This window comes from Enterococcus lactis (assembly GCF_015751045.1).
Lineage (GTDB): Bacteria > Bacillota > Bacilli > Lactobacillales > Enterococcaceae > Enterococcus_B > Enterococcus_B lactis.
Genome location: NZ_BNJW01000019.1, coordinates 23,679 through 40,914, shown reverse-complemented (window position 1 = coordinate 40,914; position 17,236 = coordinate 23,679). Strand labels below are relative to the sequence as shown.

The window sequence follows — 17,236 nt, the reverse complement described above, 5'->3', positions numbered from 1 at the left end:
TTTTCGGTAAACGAAGAAGATATTTTCAATAAAAGTTTTCATTTTTAGCCGCACCGATTTCTTTTAATCAAGGTTACCTTGCTTCGGCATGTTCTAACGTGAAATGCTCCTCTTCACCCATGTGTTTCAATTGTTTCATCGAACGCATGTAAGAGTAAAGCAACACAGCAACAGAGCCGATCCAAGCTAGAGGAGAAGCTGCTGCGGCTCCTGGATACCCCCACATTCCTGTAAGAACGATAGCTGCAAAAGAACGCATAAGCAATTCCATCATACCGGCGATCGTAGGAATCTTGCTTTGTCCAAGACCTTGAAGCGTGTAGCGTAAAATGAACAGGACTGCTAAGATCCAGTAAAGAGACCCATTGATATTGAAGTAGGTTTGTGCTAATTCAAATACATGTGTTTCTGATGGGCTAACAAACAGTTGAACAAAGAAATGTCCAAAGAAAATGACGATAGCACCTGCTAAAAGACTAAATCCGACACTCATCAATAAAGTTTGTCGTACACCTTGCAAGATTCGGCCATATTCCTTTGCACCATAGTTTTGTGCAGTGAAAGTCGCCATTGCGATACCAAATGACATCATCGGTTGATTGGCAAATTGATCAATACGACCAGCAGCGGCTTGAGCAGCCACAACATCTGTCCCTAAGCTATTTAGCGCTGCTTGTAATACGATAGCACCGACAGCGATGATTGAAGACTGGAACGCCATTGGCAAAGCTGCATTTAGATGTACACGAAACTCTTCTTTGTCAAAATTGAAATCTTTTTTGCGTAACTGTAATAAAGGCATCTTTTTCTTGATATACACAAGACACAGTACGCTAGAAGAAACTTGTGCGATTACGGTAGCAATAGCTGCACCTTCCACACCCATACCAAAATAGATAATAAAAATCAAATCAAGTACGACATTGATGATGACCGCAATGATCAGAAAGAATAATGGTGTGCGGCTGTCACCAAGTGCGCGAATGACATTAGAAAGCAAATTGAAACTGACGGATGCAAAGATCCCTAACAAAATAATTGAAATAAATGTTTGTGCTTGATCAATTATTTCAGGAGGAGTTTGCATCAACTGAAGCATCGGACGAATAAACAGGAGACTCAGGACAGTTAAAATCACAGTGACGACAAGACTAATAACAACACTAGCAGCAAAACTTTTCTTCAGACCCCGATAATCTTTTGCACCGTAACGTTGTGCAGTAATAATGGCTAAACCAGCTGTTAACCCTTGGGCAAAACCAATGATCAAAAATGTCAGGCTTCCAGTTGCACCAACCGCTGCCAGCGCATTTTTACCTAGTGTCTGACCCACGATGATCATATCGATCATATTATAAAACTGCTGAAAAACGTTTCCGATCAGTAAAGGAACAGTGAACAGCAAAATCAGTTTAGCGGGGCTTCCTTTTGTTAAATCGCGCATCTTTTAAACTCCTTATATCTTTAAAATTTAGTTAGTAGTATATAGCGTTTATCCTGAGAATACCAATTAGAAATCAATGATAATTGATGAAATTCCATAAAAAGAAGCCAAGAATTGAGTCAAAGAATCAACAACTTGGCCTGGTCTGTAAATAAGGGACATCCACGTTTATCTATCACCTTAATATTGTCTGATCTCACTTGGTAAAAGGATCGTTTCTCTCGTACCGTCATCATAGGCGTATACTTGAGCAGGAAATTGGTTCGAATAGGCAAACGGCAAATCAATATCCATTTCCACATTGCTTCCTGCTTGAGAAAAATGCATCGTCACTTTTCCACGATTTTCGATCAAATCAAAGGTTAATATATTTTCTAATGGAATGACTCCCTTAAGATCTAGGTCAATAATAAACCATATACTGTCAATCAATTCATCTGGCAAACTTGATACTACACCAACTGAAGCGTAACGGTTGCGGCTGCTATCAAAACTTTCAAACATCTGGTTAACCTCCTTCGAATCAACGAATGTTTTTATTTTTATAATCAATCATAGGATAAACTAGAAATACTTACTTTAACGAGGGTTCATTCTAATAAAGAATCAGGAAAAATGCAACAATAATTGAATACTTTTTTTCAAACTATAAATTTTTATAAAGGTACCATAAAAATATGCGAGGGAAAGCTTGGTAAATCAGCATTTTTCGTTTGCAAAGCTATTTACAAAAGCGGAAGCCCCATATGAAAATAAACGATTAGAAATAAAAAAGGCGTGTTAAAAGCTGCTGACCCGCCGCTTCTAACACCACCTGATTGTTTCAGTATTATTCTTCTTTTGAACCGATTACTTCTGGTTCGCCACCTTCACCTGTGCTTTCTTCTTCTTCACTTTGAGCGACTACAGCAGCAATTTGTTCTTCACTGTCGGTCACGAACTTGTAATCGTCGTTTTTTGGAAGATCGGCTACTGTAATAGAATCGCCTAATTCCAAGTTTGTCACGTCGACTTCAATTCGTTCAGGCAATTTGTCTGGTGTAGCAGATACGACTACTGTATACAAGTTTTGAGCTAACACTCCACCCGATTTAACACCAACTGATTCGCCAACAAGAACGACTTCTGTTTCGACTTCTGTTTCTTCCGACATGTTGACAGATAGAAATTCTGCATGTTCGAAATGATTAGTAAAAGTGTTCGTTTGGATCTTATGAACCAATGTATTGACTTTTTGTCCGTCAATGTCCATCGTGATAACTTTGTTTGCTCCATGTTCACGCAGCAATTTGCTTAGTGTCAAACCATCGAATGAGATAGGGGTACTTTCTATTTTATACCCATAAACAACAGCTGGAACTTTCCCTTCATGACGAAGTTTATTTCTTAATGAACGGGGACGTACTTCTCTTTTACTTACTTCTAATGATACTGACATAACCAAAATTCCTCCTTAAAATGTGACTGTCTGCTTTGGTAACGGACAGATTTTATTTAAGTGAATTCTAAAGGCTAATCTCTTGCACATCATCGAAGGCAGGGCGCTTAAAAAAACGCAAAAGGAGAGATGTGCGCATCTCCCCTTAGAAAGTCAGGATTCAACTTTTCTCCACCAGGTCATTACGCTGTGTATGAGAAATCCAATTCACTTTACTCTTTAACCGTAACGCGAACTGCTAGTTAAGTCAAGGAATAACGTTGATGATTTATTTGCAAGCAAACATATTCAAGGTATAATTCTTATTAGTAATAAGAAAGGAAACGGTATGCGCTTAGATAAATTAATAGAAGAAAAATTAGAAACGACACGTAAGGAAATGAAGCGGCTGTTTGCTTTGAAGCAAGTGATGATCGATGGCACAGTCGAATTTCGACAAAATCGAAATGTAGACAGTTTGCTGCATCGGATTGAAGTAGCAGGTGAACATTTAGAAACAAATGAGTCCTACTATCTTCTCAACAAGCCTAAAAAAGCTGTGACTGCTGTGTCAGATCCAGAAAAGACGACGGTAATCGATCTGATTGCAAGTGCCGATCGTTTTCAGCCGCTCTATCCAGTGGGAAGACTGGATAGAGATACAACAGGACTATTGCTGATTACTTCGAATGGCCAATTGGGATATGAAATGCTCCTTCCTGAAAAAAAGGTCTCAAAGACTTATCAAGCAGTGGTGAACGAAAGGGTGACATCAGCAGACGTAGCAGCATTTGAAAAAGGAATCGTATTCGCTGATGGGTACCAATGCCAGTCGGCTAATCTAAAAATACTCAAAGCAGACAAGCACCAAAGTACCGTTTTATTGACGATCCAAGAGGGGAAATTCCATCAAGTCAAAAAGATGTTTTTAGCCCAAGGAAAGAAAGTGATCGCATTGAAGCGGTTAAGCATGGGACCATTGGAATTAGATGAACAGTTGGCAGTAGGCGAGTACCGATCGTTGACGCTAGCAGAGATGAAAAAGTTAAGTATTTATTTTAAATAGGAGATCAAAAAGATGAGATATAACACTTTATTGTTTGATGTTGATGATACATTGCTAGACTTTCAACAAACTGAGGCAAATGCTTTAAGTGCTTTGTTCGCAGAGCAAGGGATCACATTGACACCAGAAATCAAAACGAGCTATAAGGCTTTGAATCATCATTTATGGCAGGAATTTGAAAAGGGCAGACTATCACGAGAAGAAGTAACAGGCAGTCGTTTTGGATTACTCTTCCAGCAATTTGGGAAAACAGTAGATAGTCGCCAAATGGAGAAACGCTATCGTCACTACTTGAATCAAGGACATGATCTTGTTCCGGGAAGTCTAGAACTTCTGAAAAAGCTCCATCCTCACGCCGAACTTTATATTGTAACGAACGGTGTGTCGCATACTCAATATCAGCGTTTAACAGATGCAGGAATGCTTGATTATTTTAAAGATATATTTGTCTCAGAAGCTGTCGGAGCGCAAAAGCCGATGAAAGAATTTTTTGATCATGTATTTTCCCACATTCCTGATCTTGATAAAAAGCAGACGGTGATCATTGGTGATTCACTGACTTCTGATATCAAAGGAGGGAACATGGCAGGGATCGATACGATTTGGTTCAATAAAAACAAATTGCCGGAAATCGAAGAGATCCAACCCACTTATCGAATTGATTCTTTAGAAGAACTTTACTCATTATTGGAAATTGAAAAGGATTAATTTTCAGAAAAATATAGCATTTTCGTGTTTTTTCGCTATAATAGATTAGAATGAAAAAACGGATACGAAAGAGGTTTTAGTCAATGACAAAAAGCAAGCCAATTATCATTGGTGTGACGGGTGGGTCAGGAAGCGGAAAGACAAGTGTCAGCCGTGCGATTTTCAACAACTTCCCGGACCATTCCATCATGATGCTTGAACAAGATTCTTATTATAAGGATCAGAGCCATTTGAGTTTTGAAGAACGATTGAACACAAATTACGATCACCCTTTTGCCTTTGATAATGATCTGCTGATTCAGCATGTAGGCGACTTACTGAACTATAAAGCCATTGAAAAACCCGTGTATGACTATGTAGCGCATACAAGAAGTCAGGCAACGATCATTCAGGAACCAAAAGAAGTGATCATTCTAGAAGGAATCCTGATCTTAGAAGATGAACGTCTGCGTGACTTGATGGATATCAAGGTATACGTAGATACAGACGATGATATTCGTATTATTCGTCGTATCAAACGGGATATGGAAGAACGGGGACGCACATTGGACTCCGTGATCGAGCAATATTTGACAGTTGTTAAACCGATGTATCATCAATTTATCGAACCAACGAAGCGCTATGCGGATATCATTGTTCCAGAAGGCGGAGAAAACCACGTTGCTATTGATTTGATTACAACAAAAGTGGCTAGTTTCTTAAACCATAAATAGTGCGCAGCGAAACAGTTGAACGGACTGCGACCGTTTGAAAAGCAAGGATCCTGCTTTTTGAACAGTCACCAGTCAACTGTTTTTTTATTTATAACAAGAGGTTGTGAAATCAGCGTCTTGACTTGAGTATTAGAGAGAAAAAACGGAAAAATAGTTCCTTATATTTTACCGTTTTTTGAGCTAATACCGAAGGTCAGCTGATTGAGCACCGTGAATCAGAGGTCGTGAAAAAGCTGCCCTGCATCCAGTAATAAGAACAAATCAAACAAAAACAGCTTCTCATGTTTTTCGTTTGGTTGGGTTTATTATCGCAGATGCAAGCTTTTGAACACCGTTTAACAAGAGGTTGTGTCAGAAGTAGTCAGCTTCAATAAATAAGAAGGAATTTTCCGAAGAAGCTACTTTTGCATCACCCCCCTAAGGAGGCAGTTTTAGCAAATGAAAAAAGATATGAGGAAGAAAGATGTCTAAAAAAGCATCAGTTTTACAAAAATGTCTTCAGATCATGCCAATCATCGGTCTGTTATTTTTCTTTGTGTTGATTCTCTATGCTTATCATCATGGGATCTTTCGTTCAAGCACGTCTTTGCAAGCGTTTATCCAGGAATTCGGCAAGTATGCAGTGATAGTATTTGTTCTGTTGCAAGTGATCCAAGTGATCATTCCTATTTTGCCGGGAGGGATTTCTTCGGTAGCTGGCATGCTGATGTTTGGCAATGGATTTGGGCTTTTATATAGTTGTATTGGTCTAGTGATTGGGGAAGCAATCGGATTTTTGCTTGTCCGTTACTATGGCGTAGCCTTTGTCCAGCTTATTTTATCGCCAAAAAAGTATCAAAAATTTGATGAATTGCTGACAAGAAAAACGAAAGATATCAAAAAAGTATTAGTCGTTACCTTGCTGCTTCCCTTTGCGCCAGACGACTTGATCTGTCTAGTAGCTGGTTTGACGAAATTATCTTTTAGAGAGTTTATGCAGATCGTGATTTTCTTGAAGCCGTGGTCGGTAGGTGTGTACAGTATGATCATGCTCTTTTTATTCCATCAAGCGCAAGGTCATTTATAATGTAAAAAAGGACGTGGGTGTATGGAAAAAATAAAAGTAACAGAAAATGAACTGGATGAGCTGATGGCAGTCATTCAAGAAGTATGGCCGGAAGCTTTTGTACCAATTATTGGTCAAAAACAAGTCGATTATATGCTGAAAACTTATCAGTCAAAAAAGCAGATCCAAAAAGAACTGGCAGAAGGCGTTTCTTATTTTTTATTAAAAAGTGAAGGGAAGACTGTCGGTTACACTGCTTATGAAGAGATAAAAGGTAAAATCTATTTAAGTAAATTATATTTGCTGAATAAAGCCCGTGGCCAAGGATTGACTTCTTCGGTTTTTCGCTGGTATGAAGAACTTGTTGCGCAAACAAAGGAAAAAGAGATTTTTTTACGAGTGAACCAGGGAAATCACCAAGCAATCGAGGTTTATAAGCATGAAGGGTTTGAGATTACAGAAGAACTTGTTTCAGATATCGGTCAAGGATTTCAAATGGTCGATTATAAAATGAAAAAAGCTCTCGCATAATCTTAGGAACTGTGTTAAAGTAACCTCATGCGACGGGTCGAGAAGGACTCTGGTTTACAGAGCTCCTAATTGATTTTGGAGGCACAGGATAATTGATTTCTATCTTTATCACCTGCCGGATGCAGGGGTGTCGGGCAAGACTTTTGTGGAGAAGGGCTTGTCTGCTTGAGTAATCAAGTACCGTAAAAATGCGGAAAGAAGCTTATGCTTCTTTCTGCATTTTTTTTTACAAGAATATATTCTGTAAAATTGGTTTATTTCCCCTTTAATGCTAAAATCGAAGAGCAGATTAGTTATAAGACTGTTTAAGGGAGCCATTGTCATGTTCGAAAAACTCAAACGATTTGGGCGCAATTTTACGCAAACAACGCCCTTTATCTTAAGCAATACGGTTATTTTGATTCCTTATCTTTTATTTTTAGGAATAACAGATTCGCATAATTGGCTGACGATTTTGCCATTTACGCTGTTTTATGCCTTTCGGATGACTGGGCTGTTTTTAGTCAATAGTCTACGATTTGGTCTAGATAGTTACACGTTGCTGATGATTGCTTTGCTGATTGGTGGTACTGGTTCATTACTTGGAATACTAGGCGTATTTTATTTTCCTTTGTTTTATTTTTCAAGTGTTCTTCTAGGGCTGAGTGCAGCATGGCTTGTACCTGCTAATATCACGGTCAATTTCCATGAGAAGACGCAAGGCTTTATCAATATGGATGGGAAAAAATACTTATTTGCAGCTATCTGGCTATTTCTCCTGTATCAAGCGATCGGACTGCCTGCACCGACTCAGATTGCAGCAAGCTTTACGATTTATACACTTTTTTACGTCATGGCCTACCATACGGTCAGTCATTATCCGCGTTACGAACTGGATTTCAAAGATATTAAAAGAAACCTAGTGGCTACGCGGGAGCTTGTTTTATTTTTGGTGTTCTTTGGCTTATTGTTTCTTTTGAGAAATGCCCGATTGTTATTCGATGAAAGGCTTTTTGATCTTGCTGTTTATGGTTTCTTGGTGTTGTTCATTGTGTTCGTGTTCGTCTTAGGCCACCAGAAGAAGGAATGGAAGTTGCCAAGTTGGCTGAATCTGTTTACTTTTCTAAATGGAATGCTAGGGAATTTTCTTTTTTTGTTTAGCAGTTTTTATGTTGGCATACTGTACGGATTAGAGAAACTTCCGTTTTATATGTATTTGCCTTATGCTGCCGGTTTGATTGCAGCAAAAATAGTCGGACCATTGATTTTGAAACGTTTATCATGGTCTCCATTGGCTACGCAATTGCTTGGACTGAGTTCTTCTTTGTTGGTCCTCTTGATTCCAAATGGTTTTGCGATAGGTGTCTTTCTGCTTAGTTTCTGGCACGTAGTAACAGGCAGTTGGCTAAATAAGGAATACTATCAAACCGATGTAGCTATTCCAATGGATCGTCGGATTATTGCCAAATACACTACTCAAAATAAAGGAAGTGTGATCCACCAGTTTTTATTGATGACGCTTTTGTTTATTTTAGCAAAAGAAATGGGAGAGCCAATCCATCTACTACTAATCATGCTGAACCATGGAGCAGTGCCGATAGCAAGTGCGCAACTGCTTATTTTAGCCAAATGGATCAATGTCGGTCTTTTAATGAGCGGATTGGTGACTGTATATCATTTATGGAAGAAGGCGAAAAAGAATGAGGCTATTCATTGATGGGGATGGTTCTCCAGTAAAAGACGACGTCATAAAGTTAGGAGAATCCTATGGTCTCGACGTGATTATCGTAACCAGTGTAGATCATTATACGACCAAAGAATACGCTAATCATGTCCAAATCGTCTACGTAGACCGTGGAGCTGATAGTGCAGATTATAAAATCGTCGGTATGGTTAAGAAGAATGACTTTTTGATCACGCAAGATTATGGTTTAGCTTCACTTGTATTGCCGAAGGGTGTTCGAGTGTTCCATCACTCTGGAAAAGAATTTGACGAAGCGAATATCGGTACGCTTCTCGAACAACGTTACCATAGTGGGAAGTTAAGAAAAGCTGGCATAAGGACAAAGGGTCCAAAACCTTTTACGGAGAAAGATCATACGGCTTTTCGTCAAGCGTTGAAAAAGGCAATTGACCAAGGTTTACCAAGTACAGAAGATAGTAGGTAACGAAGGTAGTTTACTTGTGCGCGAATACACCAAAAAGGAACAGGGAAACAGGATAAATGGATTCCTTGTTCCTTTTTTTTGTTGTTCTTCGGTACTCGCTCAAAAAACGGTAAAATAGGAGGAGCTATTTTTATTTGGTCGTTCTTATTGCTTGAGACAGAACAGCTTTCTCTCAACTTTTTTCTACTTTTTCCTCTTCTTGTACATTTGGATCAATGCATCGATTGCTAAAAAAATAATGACAAATGCGGCAATAGCATACGTAAATATCCCTAATAAGGAAACGACCTCTGCGTTTTCTACAGGTGCAGCTTGGACAAGGAGGGAAGATCCTACGATCAATGCAGCTAAAATCATACCGAAAACAAGCCGATTGATCATACTTTCGATCCTGTTCAATAATTTGTCTTGCTTTTTTAATTCCAAATTGACTTTTCCTTGTCCCGAAGTCCACATTTCTAATAGATGATGGAGTTGTTGTGGAATCTTAGGCGCAGCCTTCATTCCTTCTAATAGATCTAATCCACTTTGTTTCAATGTATCTTCTACATCCAAATGGGTGAGAAAGTAATGTTGGGCAAAAGGCGAAGCAACTTCCATGAGGGAAACTTCAGGGTCAAGGACACGGATTACCCCTTCTAATGTCCCGAATGCTTTCAGCAAAAGCGTGATATCACGGTCGAACTGCAGATTATTTTGATGACAGATCATCACGACTTGTGCGAATACTTCTTGCAAGTTGATTTCATCAATAGGGGAATCATAATATTGTTCAAGAAAACTTGTCAGTTCTTGATGAAACCGACTTTCATCAAATAAGCCTTCCTGCTGACAAAGTCGAAGGACCGCTTTTTCGATTCGATAAGCATCTTTCGTATACAGCGCTAAAACGGCTTGTGTGAGCTTTTGCCTAAGACCTGCAGAAAGATGCCCCATCATGCCAAAATCAATGTAGTTGACCGTATATGGCGCAACAGGGTCTTCTGTAGAAGTAGAGGCTCGAAAAGCAAAGGGACCGAACTCTTTTTCATGAACTGTTTCAGCTGTTCGGCGAGCTCGTGTCTGTTCTTCTTTTGTTAGCACATGGAACAGCAAATTCCCCGGATGAGGATCAGCATGGAAAAAACCATCATCAAACACCTGTTTCATAAAGTTCTCAACTAAAAGCTTTGCAACTTCTTGTTTCAGCTGCTTGTTTTGAATACCGGTGATAAAAGTTTCTGTTCCGTTTTCGGCATTCATCAAATGATTCAAGTTTTTACCAGACATTTCTTCCATCACGATCACTTTTTTCGAACAAAAAGCGTCATAAATTTTGGGGCTGCGGATCTCTTTCCAGCCATTGTTCTTTTGATAGAATTGTTCGCCATTTTGACTTTCTTTTAAGAAGTCCATTTCATTGATCAAGGAACGTTTTACTTCTTGGAGTACCCCTTTTAGATCAACTACGCTAGTTTCAGGAATGTATTTGATCAAAGGGATTGCACGCTCAAATAGTTGAAGATCAAGGCGGATCTCTTCGGCAATGTTAGGGTGTTGGATCTTAACAACTACCGCGTCACCGCTTTTCAGCTTGGCACGGTGAGCCTGTCCCATAGAAGCGGAGGCAAAAGGCGATTTGGAAAAATCATCGAATATATCTGATACCGAAAGAGAAAGTTCCGTTTCGATCGTCTTTTTGACCGTTGAAAATGTGTCGCTAGGTACACTGTCTTGTAATGTTTTAAAAGTCTGAGTGAAGGCAGAGGAAAGCAAGTCCTCCCGAACAGAAAGCATCTGTCCTATCTTGATGAAGGTGGGTCCTAATTCTTCAAAGGCTTTTTTTACCTGTTCGGGATTTTTTTGCTGTACAAAGTTTGGCACTACATTGTAGTTGATGAACACTCGAATGATTTCTGCCAAGCGGCTGCGTGGATTTGTTTGCGCCATCATCATCCCTCCTTTCCTTTATCATAACTTTTTATAAAAAACGGGACAAATAATCTAGCTGACAAAAAATAAATGACGTTTGTTCTTTTAGAAACCAACTCGTTTTTTTATAAATAAGTTATTCGTTTATTTTTGTTTTGTGCTAAAATATGAGAGTAAATCACTGAACGATTTAGAATACAGGAGGACAATCTTTTGAAGATTACTTTACTATATGGCGGACGCAGCGCAGAGCATGAAGTGTCCATTCTTTCCGCATTTTCAGTTTTAAATGCCATTTATTATAATTATTACCAAGTTCAACTCGTATTTATTACAAAAGAAGGACAATGGGTCAAAGGTCCATTACTAACAGAAAAACCTGCCAGCAAAGATGTCTTGCATCTTTCATGGGACCCAAGTGGACAGACAGAGGAAGGCTTTACAGGAAAAGTGATCAATCCGGGCGAAATCAAAGAAGAAGGAGCCATCGTTTTTCCAGTTTTACATGGGCCAAACGGAGAAGATGGAACGATCCAAGGCTTCTTAGAGACATTGAATATGCCTTATGTCGGCGCAGGCGTATTGACCAGTGCATGTGCCATGGATAAAATCATGACCAAATATATTTTACAAGCTGCTGGTGTGCCACAAGTTCCTTATGTACCAGTACTTAAGAATCAATGGAAAGAAAATCCTAAAAAAGTATTTGATCAATGTGAAGGTTCTTTGCTTTATCCGATGTTTGTCAAACCGGCGAATATGGGTTCTAGTGTCGGTATTACAAAAGCAGAAAACCGCGAAGAATTGCAAAATGCTTTAGCAACAGCCTATCAGTATGATTCTCGAGCAATCGTTGAACAAGGAATTGAAGCGCGCGAAATCGAAGTTGCTGTATTAGGAAATGAAGATGTTCGGACGACTTTGCCTGGTGAAGTCGTAAAAGACGTAGCATTCTATGATTATGAAGCCAAATATATCAATAATAAAATCGAAATGCAGATTCCAGCCGAAGTGCCGGAAGAAGTTTATCAAAAAGCGCAAGAGTACGCGAAGTTAGCTTACACGATGTTAGGCGGAAGCGGATTGAGCCGGTGTGATTTCTTTTTGACAAATAAAAATGAATTATTCCTGAATGAATTAAATTCTATGCCAGGATTTACGGAGTTCAGTATGTACCCACTCTTATGGGAAAACATGGGCTTGAAATACGGTGATTTGATTGAAGAACTGATTCAATTAGGAATGAATCGATACCATCAGCGTCAATCTTTTTTTGAAAAAAATGAATAAAGAGAAATAAAGAAGAAGCTGGAGTGATTGCGTAACCGCGTTCATTCTAGCTTCTAAATACGAATAGAGAAATTTACTTGGAAGTGAGAGTCATGCGAACCCGCCGTTTAGGCCAAACGCTTTTTTCACAACCTTTTTTAGGAGAGATCTCAATGAATCTAACAATACAAGAAATTGCACAAGCCGTGGGCAGCGAATGCTCTGCACTGACAAAGATTACCAATGTCGAATTTGACAGCCGGAAGATAACCGAAGGAAGTTTATTCGTTCCTCTTGCCGGTACGCGAGATGGACATGAATTTATCCAGCAAGCGATCACAAACGGCGCATCTGCTTCATTTTGGAGCTTGCCTGTTGAACAAGCACCAAAAGATTTTCCAGTTATCCCTGTAGCAGATCCTTTGAAAGCCATGCAGCAATTGGCAACCTATTACTTGGAAAAAGTAGGCGCAGAAGTCGTTGCAATTACAGGAAGCAATGGTAAAACCACCACGAAAGATCTAACCGCGTCTGTCTTGTCTGAAAAATACAAAACATATAAGACGCAAGGAAATTACAACAATAATATTGGTCTTCCTTACACGATTTTGCACATGCCGCAAGATACAGAAAAAATCGTTTTGGAAATGGGCATGGATCACGCCAATGAAATCACAGAACTTTCACTTATGGCTCAACCAAAAGCTGCAGCAATCACAATGATCGGTGAAGCACACATAGAAAATCTTGGGTCGCGAGAAGGAATCGCTAAAGCCAAAATGGAAATCACTGACGGACTTGTACCAGACGGATTACTCGTTGTGCCCGCAGATGAACCGTTGCTGACACCTTTAACGGCAACATTAGTACAAACAGTCACAACATTCGGTATTGGAAATGGCGATGTTCATGCAGAAGTGACAGCAGAAGGAAAAGCGCAAACCGATTTTGTAGTAGAAGGAGAAACATTTACGATCCCGCTGCCTGGAAGTTATAATGTAACGAATGCTTTGATTGCGTATACGATCGGGCGCTTCTTTGAACTGTCCATACCTGAGATACGCCAAGGGCTCGCTCATGTTTCTATCACACAAAATAGAACTGAATGGCTAACGGCAGGAAATGGTGCAGCTATTTTGAGCGATGTCTACAATGCAAATCCAACAGCCATGGGACTAGTATTAGATACTTTTAAAAATCTGCCAACAAAAGGGCGCAGAATCGCTGTGTTAGCAGATATGCTGGAATTAGGGAAAGATTCATTAAACATGCATGCGCAAATGAGTGAACATATCGATCCTGAGAAATTTGCCATGATTTTCTTGTACGGGGAACAAATGCATGCATTAAAAGAAGACTTGAATCAAAAATATCCGCAACTACCTGTGTTCTATTTTGAAAAAGAAAAGAATAAATTGATTGAAGCTGTCAAACAAACTCTTGAATCAACAGACAGTATTATGCTGAAAGGCAGCAACAGCATGGGCTTATTCGAAGTAGTAGAACAGCTTCAGCAAATGAAATAAAAATCTGTAAACTTGCAGAAAATGAAAAGCTATGTTAGAATAACCTATTGCCGAAAGATGAAGAGAAATTGGACTGGTTTTGCCATGGAAGCAACTTGTCGAAACCAGATGTCATAATCATGATAAAGCTGAACGCGACCCGTTTGGCTTTTCTAATGCCTAAACTTCGCAAAGTGATTTTTCGGTGGTGCCACAGGGGCTAAGAATGGATAAAAACGTGCGTGGCCACTGTCAAAAAGAAACAATACACTTTGACCGAACAAATCGACGGGGTAGCAAAAAAGCTACATCCTCAGTTAACAACCATATAGGAGGATTCATTTGAAATTTAAAGAACTAGAATTATCACCAGAATTGTTGAAATCAGTCGAACGCGCTGGTTTTGAAGAAGCAACACCTATCCAAGCAGAAACGATTCCGCTAGCATTAGCTGGAAAAGACGTTATTGGACAAGCACAGACAGGTACAGGGAAAACAGCTGCATTTGGATTACCAATGTTAGAAAAAATCGATCCAGATCGTCACGAATTACAAGGTCTGGTTATCGCACCAACACGTGAATTAGCTATCCAAACACAAGAAGAACTATATCGTTTAGGGCGCGACAAAAAAGTGCGTGTACAAGCTGTCTATGGTGGAGCAGATATTGGCCGTCAGATCCGTGGCTTGAAAGATCGTCCACATATCGTTGTGGGTACACCAGGACGTATGCTTGACCACATCAACCGCCATACATTGAAGCTTGGAACTGTTCAAACATTAGTCTTGGATGAAGCAGATGAAATGTTGAATATGGGCTTCTTGGAAGATATCGAAAAAATCATTTCTCAAGTTCCTGAGCAAAGACAAACATTACTTTTCTCAGCAACAATGCCGCCAGCCATCAAGAATATCGGCGTTAAATTCATGAAAAGTCCACATCATGTGAAGATCAAAGCGAAAGAAATGACAGCTGACTTGATCGATCAATACTATGTCCGCGCAAAAGAATACGAAAAATTTGATATCATGACTCGCTTGTTTGATGTTCAAACACCGGAACTAACAATCGTCTTCGGACGTACAAAACGCCGCGTAGATGAATTGGCACGCGGATTAGAAGCACGTGGTTATCGTGCAGAAGGAATCCATGGCGATTTGTCTCAACAAAAACGGATGAGCGTATTGCGTTCATTCAAGAACGGTCATTTAGATATCCTTGTAGCGACAGACGTTGCCGCACGTGGATTAGATATCTCAGGTGTCACTCATGTGTACAACTATGATATCCCTCAAGATCCAGAAAGCTACGTTCACCGTATCGGACGTACAGGTCGTGCCGGAAAAGGCGGTATGTCTGTGACTTTCGTTACACCAAATGAAATGGACTACTTGCATGTGATCGAAAACTTGACGAAAAAACGGATGACGACTTTACGTCCGCCAACTGAAAAAGAAGCATTCAAAGGTCAATTAGGTGCTGCAGTTGAACAAATCGAAACAAAACTTGCAGAAAACGGTCTAGATAAATACCTGCAAACAGCAGATAAATTATTAGAAGAATATTCTGCACAAGATTTGGTTGCATTACTGCTGAAAACGACAGCAAAAGATCCAGCTGATGCAGTACCAGTGAAGATCACACCCGAACGTCCATTGCCAATGCAGAAAAAAGGATACAACAAAAATGGCAAACGTGGCGGCGGAAACAACCGTAATCGTCGTGACGGCGGGAATTATCGTGGAAACAAATCAAAAGGCGGATATAGCAAAAATAATAACAGCCAAAAAGATGGCGGTAAACGTCACAATGATAAAAAACGCGGATTTGTGATCCGTTCAAATAACGATTAAACCTAAAATGAAAGTTTCTCTGTTTTAAGAGAAACTTTCATTTTTGTTATTTGTGGACTTATTTGTGGCAAAATGGTTATAATTTGGTAGAATGAGAGTGTTCTAAATTTATTGAAAAGAGAAAAGCATATGATAAAAGGAATTGGGATCGATGCAGTCGAATTGTCTAGGATCACTCGGCTGATCGAAGAAAAACCAAAATTCATTGCACGAATCTTGACCTCTGAAGAAACGAAACTGTTCCAGTCCTTGCCTTTTCATCGCCAAGTAGAATTTTTAGGCGGGCGTTACGCCTGTAAAGAAGCTTTCTCTAAAGCTTGGGGAACGGGGATCGGGAAAGTTACCTTTCAAGATATCGAGATTTTAAAAAATGAAAACGGTCAGCCCGTTGTTACGCGTTCCCCTCATGAAGGCAATGTATGGGTCAGTATTACTCACACAAATGAAACAGCTTTTGCACAAATTATTTTGGAAGACTAGAAAGAAGGAAAAATGATGGTTGTCGCTTGGCACCGCCCAACGAAAGCAGTGATACATAAAAAAGCTATAACTGAAAATGTAGCAAATGAAGTGGCAAGACTTCCGCAAGGGAAAGAATTGTTTGCAGTAGTAAAAGCAAACGGATACGGTCATGGAGCTGTAGAGACAGCTGAAGCAGCAGTTGCTGGTGGAGCTTCGGGCTTTTGTGTTTCAAATTTAGATGAAGGAGTCGAGTTGAGAGAAGCTGGATTTACTCAGCCCATCCTTATCTTGAACATGGTTCCTTACGACGCACTGGCTTTAGCTGTTGCTCATGATTTGTCAGTAACTGCAGGTACCCGGGAATGGTTGCAGGCAGCAGCTGCTATTTTAGAGGAAAGTAAGCTAGAGATGCCTCTTTCGATCCATTTAAAAGCAGATACTGGGATGGGGCGTATCGGTTTTTGTACACCTGAAGAAGTAAAAGAGGCAGCTGCATTCATCAGAGAAAGTCGTGTATTAGAATGGGAAGGATTATTTACCCATTTTTCTACAGCAGATCAAGCAGACGATACGTATTGGAATCTGCAAAAGGAACGCTTTATGGAAGTGCTAAAAAAACTTTCTGAACTTCCTCGATATGTACATGTCAGTAACAGTGCAACGGCTTTATGGCATGATGAAACAATCGGCAATATGATTCGTTATGGAGTAGCAATGTACGGACTGAACCCATCTGGGCATGCACTACCGGAAGTTTATCCGTTACAGCCAGCGCTTGAACTGGTTTCTGAATTGATCCAAGTCAAAAAACTCCCAGCAGGTGAAGGAATCGGCTACGGGGAAACATATATCACTCCTGAAGCAGAATGGATCGGAACGATACCGATCGGTTATGCAGATGGCTGGCTACGAAAGATGCAAGGTTTTTCTTTATTGGTAGAAGGAAACTATTGTGAAACGATTGGACGTGTATGTATGGATCAACTGATGATCCGATTGCCTCAAGAATTTCCGGTCGGAACAAAAGTGACGCTTATCGGCAAAAATGCAGACAAAGAAATCACTATGCAAGATGTAGCAGATCAATTAGGTACGATCCACTATGAAGTGGCATGCGGATTAGGACAGCGGATACCAAGAGAATATCAAGAATAAGGAGGATCC

At 39.8% G+C, this 17,236-nt stretch carries 16 protein-coding genes; 12 read left to right on the top strand and 4 right to left on the bottom strand.

Features of this window, described 5'->3' with window-relative positions; translation table 11 throughout:
- Nucleotides 1–73: 73 nt before the first annotated feature.
- From KFO35_RS10490 to KFO35_RS10480, 3 genes are all read right to left on the bottom strand, one after another.
- Nucleotides 74–1,444, bottom strand: a complete 1,371-nt coding sequence (locus KFO35_RS10490) for an MATE family efflux transporter (protein ID WP_002293436.1) — start codon at nucleotides 1,442–1,444, stop codon at nucleotides 74–76.
- A 180-nt stretch (nucleotides 1,445–1,624) separates the two neighbouring features.
- Nucleotides 1,625–1,948: a DUF960 domain-containing protein gene (locus KFO35_RS10485; RefSeq protein ID WP_002289744.1), complete on the bottom strand. Its 324-nt coding sequence runs from the start codon at nucleotides 1,946–1,948 to the stop codon at nucleotides 1,625–1,627.
- Nucleotides 1,949–2,273: 325 nt separating this feature from the next.
- Nucleotides 2,274–2,882: a 50S ribosomal protein L25/general stress protein Ctc gene (locus KFO35_RS10480; RefSeq protein ID WP_002315560.1), complete on the bottom strand. Its 609-nt coding sequence runs from the start codon at nucleotides 2,880–2,882 to the stop codon at nucleotides 2,274–2,276.
- A 328-nt stretch (nucleotides 2,883–3,210) separates the two neighbouring features.
- Between KFO35_RS10480 and KFO35_RS10475 the strand changes: the two genes are divergently transcribed.
- From KFO35_RS10475 to KFO35_RS10445, 7 genes are all read left to right on the top strand, one after another.
- On the top strand, nucleotides 3,211–3,927 hold the full coding sequence (locus tag KFO35_RS10475) for a 16S rRNA pseudouridine(516) synthase (RefSeq protein ID WP_002315561.1): 717 nt from the start codon (nucleotides 3,211–3,213) through the stop codon (nucleotides 3,925–3,927).
- A gap of 12 nt (nucleotides 3,928–3,939) precedes the next feature.
- On the top strand, nucleotides 3,940–4,635 hold the full coding sequence (locus tag KFO35_RS10470; RefSeq protein WP_002315562.1) for a YjjG family noncanonical pyrimidine nucleotidase: 696 nt from the start codon (nucleotides 3,940–3,942) through the stop codon (nucleotides 4,633–4,635).
- 83 nt (nucleotides 4,636–4,718) lie between these two features.
- Nucleotides 4,719–5,348 (top strand): uridine kinase, encoded by a 630-nt coding sequence (udk, locus tag KFO35_RS10465; protein WP_002289751.1) that lies wholly within the window; start codon nucleotides 4,719–4,721, stop codon nucleotides 5,346–5,348.
- Nucleotides 5,349–5,811: 463 nt separating this feature from the next.
- Nucleotides 5,812–6,414, top strand: coding sequence for a TVP38/TMEM64 family protein (locus KFO35_RS10460; RefSeq protein ID WP_002293431.1), 603 nt, complete (start codon nucleotides 5,812–5,814; stop codon nucleotides 6,412–6,414).
- Nucleotides 6,415–6,435: 21 nt separating this feature from the next.
- Nucleotides 6,436–6,924, top strand: coding sequence for a GNAT family N-acetyltransferase (locus tag KFO35_RS10455; RefSeq protein ID WP_002315563.1), 489 nt, complete (start codon nucleotides 6,436–6,438; stop codon nucleotides 6,922–6,924).
- A 322-nt stretch (nucleotides 6,925–7,246) separates the two neighbouring features.
- Nucleotides 7,247–8,620: a hypothetical protein gene (locus KFO35_RS10450; RefSeq protein ID WP_002315564.1), complete on the top strand. Its 1,374-nt coding sequence runs from the start codon at nucleotides 7,247–7,249 to the stop codon at nucleotides 8,618–8,620.
- Complete coding sequence (locus KFO35_RS10445) at nucleotides 8,604–9,071, top strand: YaiI/YqxD family protein (RefSeq protein WP_002315565.1); 468 nt, start codon at nucleotides 8,604–8,606, stop codon at nucleotides 9,069–9,071. Before KFO35_RS10450 ends, KFO35_RS10445 begins: the two co-directional genes overlap by 17 nt.
- A gap of 183 nt (nucleotides 9,072–9,254) precedes the next feature.
- Here KFO35_RS10445 and KFO35_RS10440 read toward each other — a convergent pair whose 3' ends face one another.
- On the bottom strand, nucleotides 9,255–11,000 hold the full coding sequence (locus KFO35_RS10440; protein ID WP_002315566.1) for an ABC1 kinase family protein: 1,746 nt from the start codon (nucleotides 10,998–11,000) through the stop codon (nucleotides 9,255–9,257).
- Nucleotides 11,001–11,195: 195 nt separating this feature from the next.
- On the opposite strand from KFO35_RS10440, the gene KFO35_RS10435 reads away from it, so the two are divergent.
- From KFO35_RS10435 to alr, 5 genes are all read left to right on the top strand, one after another.
- Nucleotides 11,196–12,272 (top strand): D-alanine--D-alanine ligase, encoded by a 1,077-nt coding sequence (locus KFO35_RS10435; protein WP_002293424.1) that lies wholly within the window; start codon nucleotides 11,196–11,198, stop codon nucleotides 12,270–12,272.
- A 152-nt stretch (nucleotides 12,273–12,424) separates the two neighbouring features.
- Entirely contained in the window at nucleotides 12,425–13,777 is a 1,353-nt protein-coding gene (locus tag KFO35_RS10430) for a UDP-N-acetylmuramoyl-tripeptide--D-alanyl-D-alanine ligase (RefSeq protein ID WP_002315567.1), read from the top strand.
- Nucleotides 13,778–14,098: 321 nt separating this feature from the next.
- Nucleotides 14,099–15,610, top strand: a complete 1,512-nt coding sequence (cshA, locus tag KFO35_RS10425) for a degradosome RNA helicase CshA (RefSeq protein WP_002293419.1) — start codon at nucleotides 14,099–14,101, stop codon at nucleotides 15,608–15,610.
- Nucleotides 15,611–15,739: 129 nt separating this feature from the next.
- On the top strand, nucleotides 15,740–16,090 hold the full coding sequence (gene acpS / locus KFO35_RS10420; RefSeq protein WP_002293418.1) for a holo-ACP synthase: 351 nt from the start codon (nucleotides 15,740–15,742) through the stop codon (nucleotides 16,088–16,090).
- A 15-nt stretch (nucleotides 16,091–16,105) separates the two neighbouring features.
- Nucleotides 16,106–17,227, top strand: a complete 1,122-nt coding sequence (gene alr, locus KFO35_RS10415; protein ID WP_025477293.1) for an alanine racemase — start codon at nucleotides 16,106–16,108, stop codon at nucleotides 17,225–17,227.
- The last annotated feature ends 9 nt before the right edge of the window (nucleotides 17,228–17,236 follow it).

What these genes read in the sequence shown, in the direction of transcription:
- KFO35_RS10490 (WP_002293436.1), bottom strand. Translation starts at nt 1,444, where the DNA reads ATGCGCGATTTAACAAAAGGAAGCCCCGCTAAACTGATTTTGCTGTTC.
- KFO35_RS10485 (WP_002289744.1), bottom strand. Translation starts at nt 1,948, where the DNA reads ATGTTTGAAAGTTTTGATAGCAGCCGCAACCGTTACGCTTCAGTTGGT.
- KFO35_RS10480 (WP_002315560.1), bottom strand. Translation starts at nt 2,882, where the DNA reads ATGTCAGTATCATTAGAAGTAAGTAAAAGAGAAGTACGTCCCCGTTCA.
- KFO35_RS10475 (WP_002315561.1), top strand. Translation starts at nt 3,211, where the DNA reads ATGCGCTTAGATAAATTAATAGAAGAAAAATTAGAAACGACACGTAAG.
- KFO35_RS10470 (WP_002315562.1), top strand. Translation starts at nt 3,940, where the DNA reads ATGAGATATAACACTTTATTGTTTGATGTTGATGATACATTGCTAGAC.
- udk (WP_002289751.1), top strand. Translation starts at nt 4,719, where the DNA reads ATGACAAAAAGCAAGCCAATTATCATTGGTGTGACGGGTGGGTCAGGA.
- KFO35_RS10460 (WP_002293431.1), top strand. Translation starts at nt 5,812, where the DNA reads ATGTCTAAAAAAGCATCAGTTTTACAAAAATGTCTTCAGATCATGCCA.
- KFO35_RS10455 (WP_002315563.1), top strand. Translation starts at nt 6,436, where the DNA reads ATGGAAAAAATAAAAGTAACAGAAAATGAACTGGATGAGCTGATGGCA.
- KFO35_RS10450 (WP_002315564.1), top strand. Translation starts at nt 7,247, where the DNA reads ATGTTCGAAAAACTCAAACGATTTGGGCGCAATTTTACGCAAACAACG.
- KFO35_RS10445 (WP_002315565.1), top strand. Translation starts at nt 8,604, where the DNA reads ATGAGGCTATTCATTGATGGGGATGGTTCTCCAGTAAAAGACGACGTC.
- KFO35_RS10440 (WP_002315566.1), bottom strand. Translation starts at nt 11,000, where the DNA reads ATGGCGCAAACAAATCCACGCAGCCGCTTGGCAGAAATCATTCGAGTG.
- KFO35_RS10430 (WP_002315567.1), top strand. Translation starts at nt 12,425, where the DNA reads ATGAATCTAACAATACAAGAAATTGCACAAGCCGTGGGCAGCGAATGC.
- acpS (WP_002293418.1), top strand. Translation starts at nt 15,740, where the DNA reads ATGATAAAAGGAATTGGGATCGATGCAGTCGAATTGTCTAGGATCACT.
- alr (WP_025477293.1), top strand. Translation starts at nt 16,106, where the DNA reads ATGGTTGTCGCTTGGCACCGCCCAACGAAAGCAGTGATACATAAAAAA.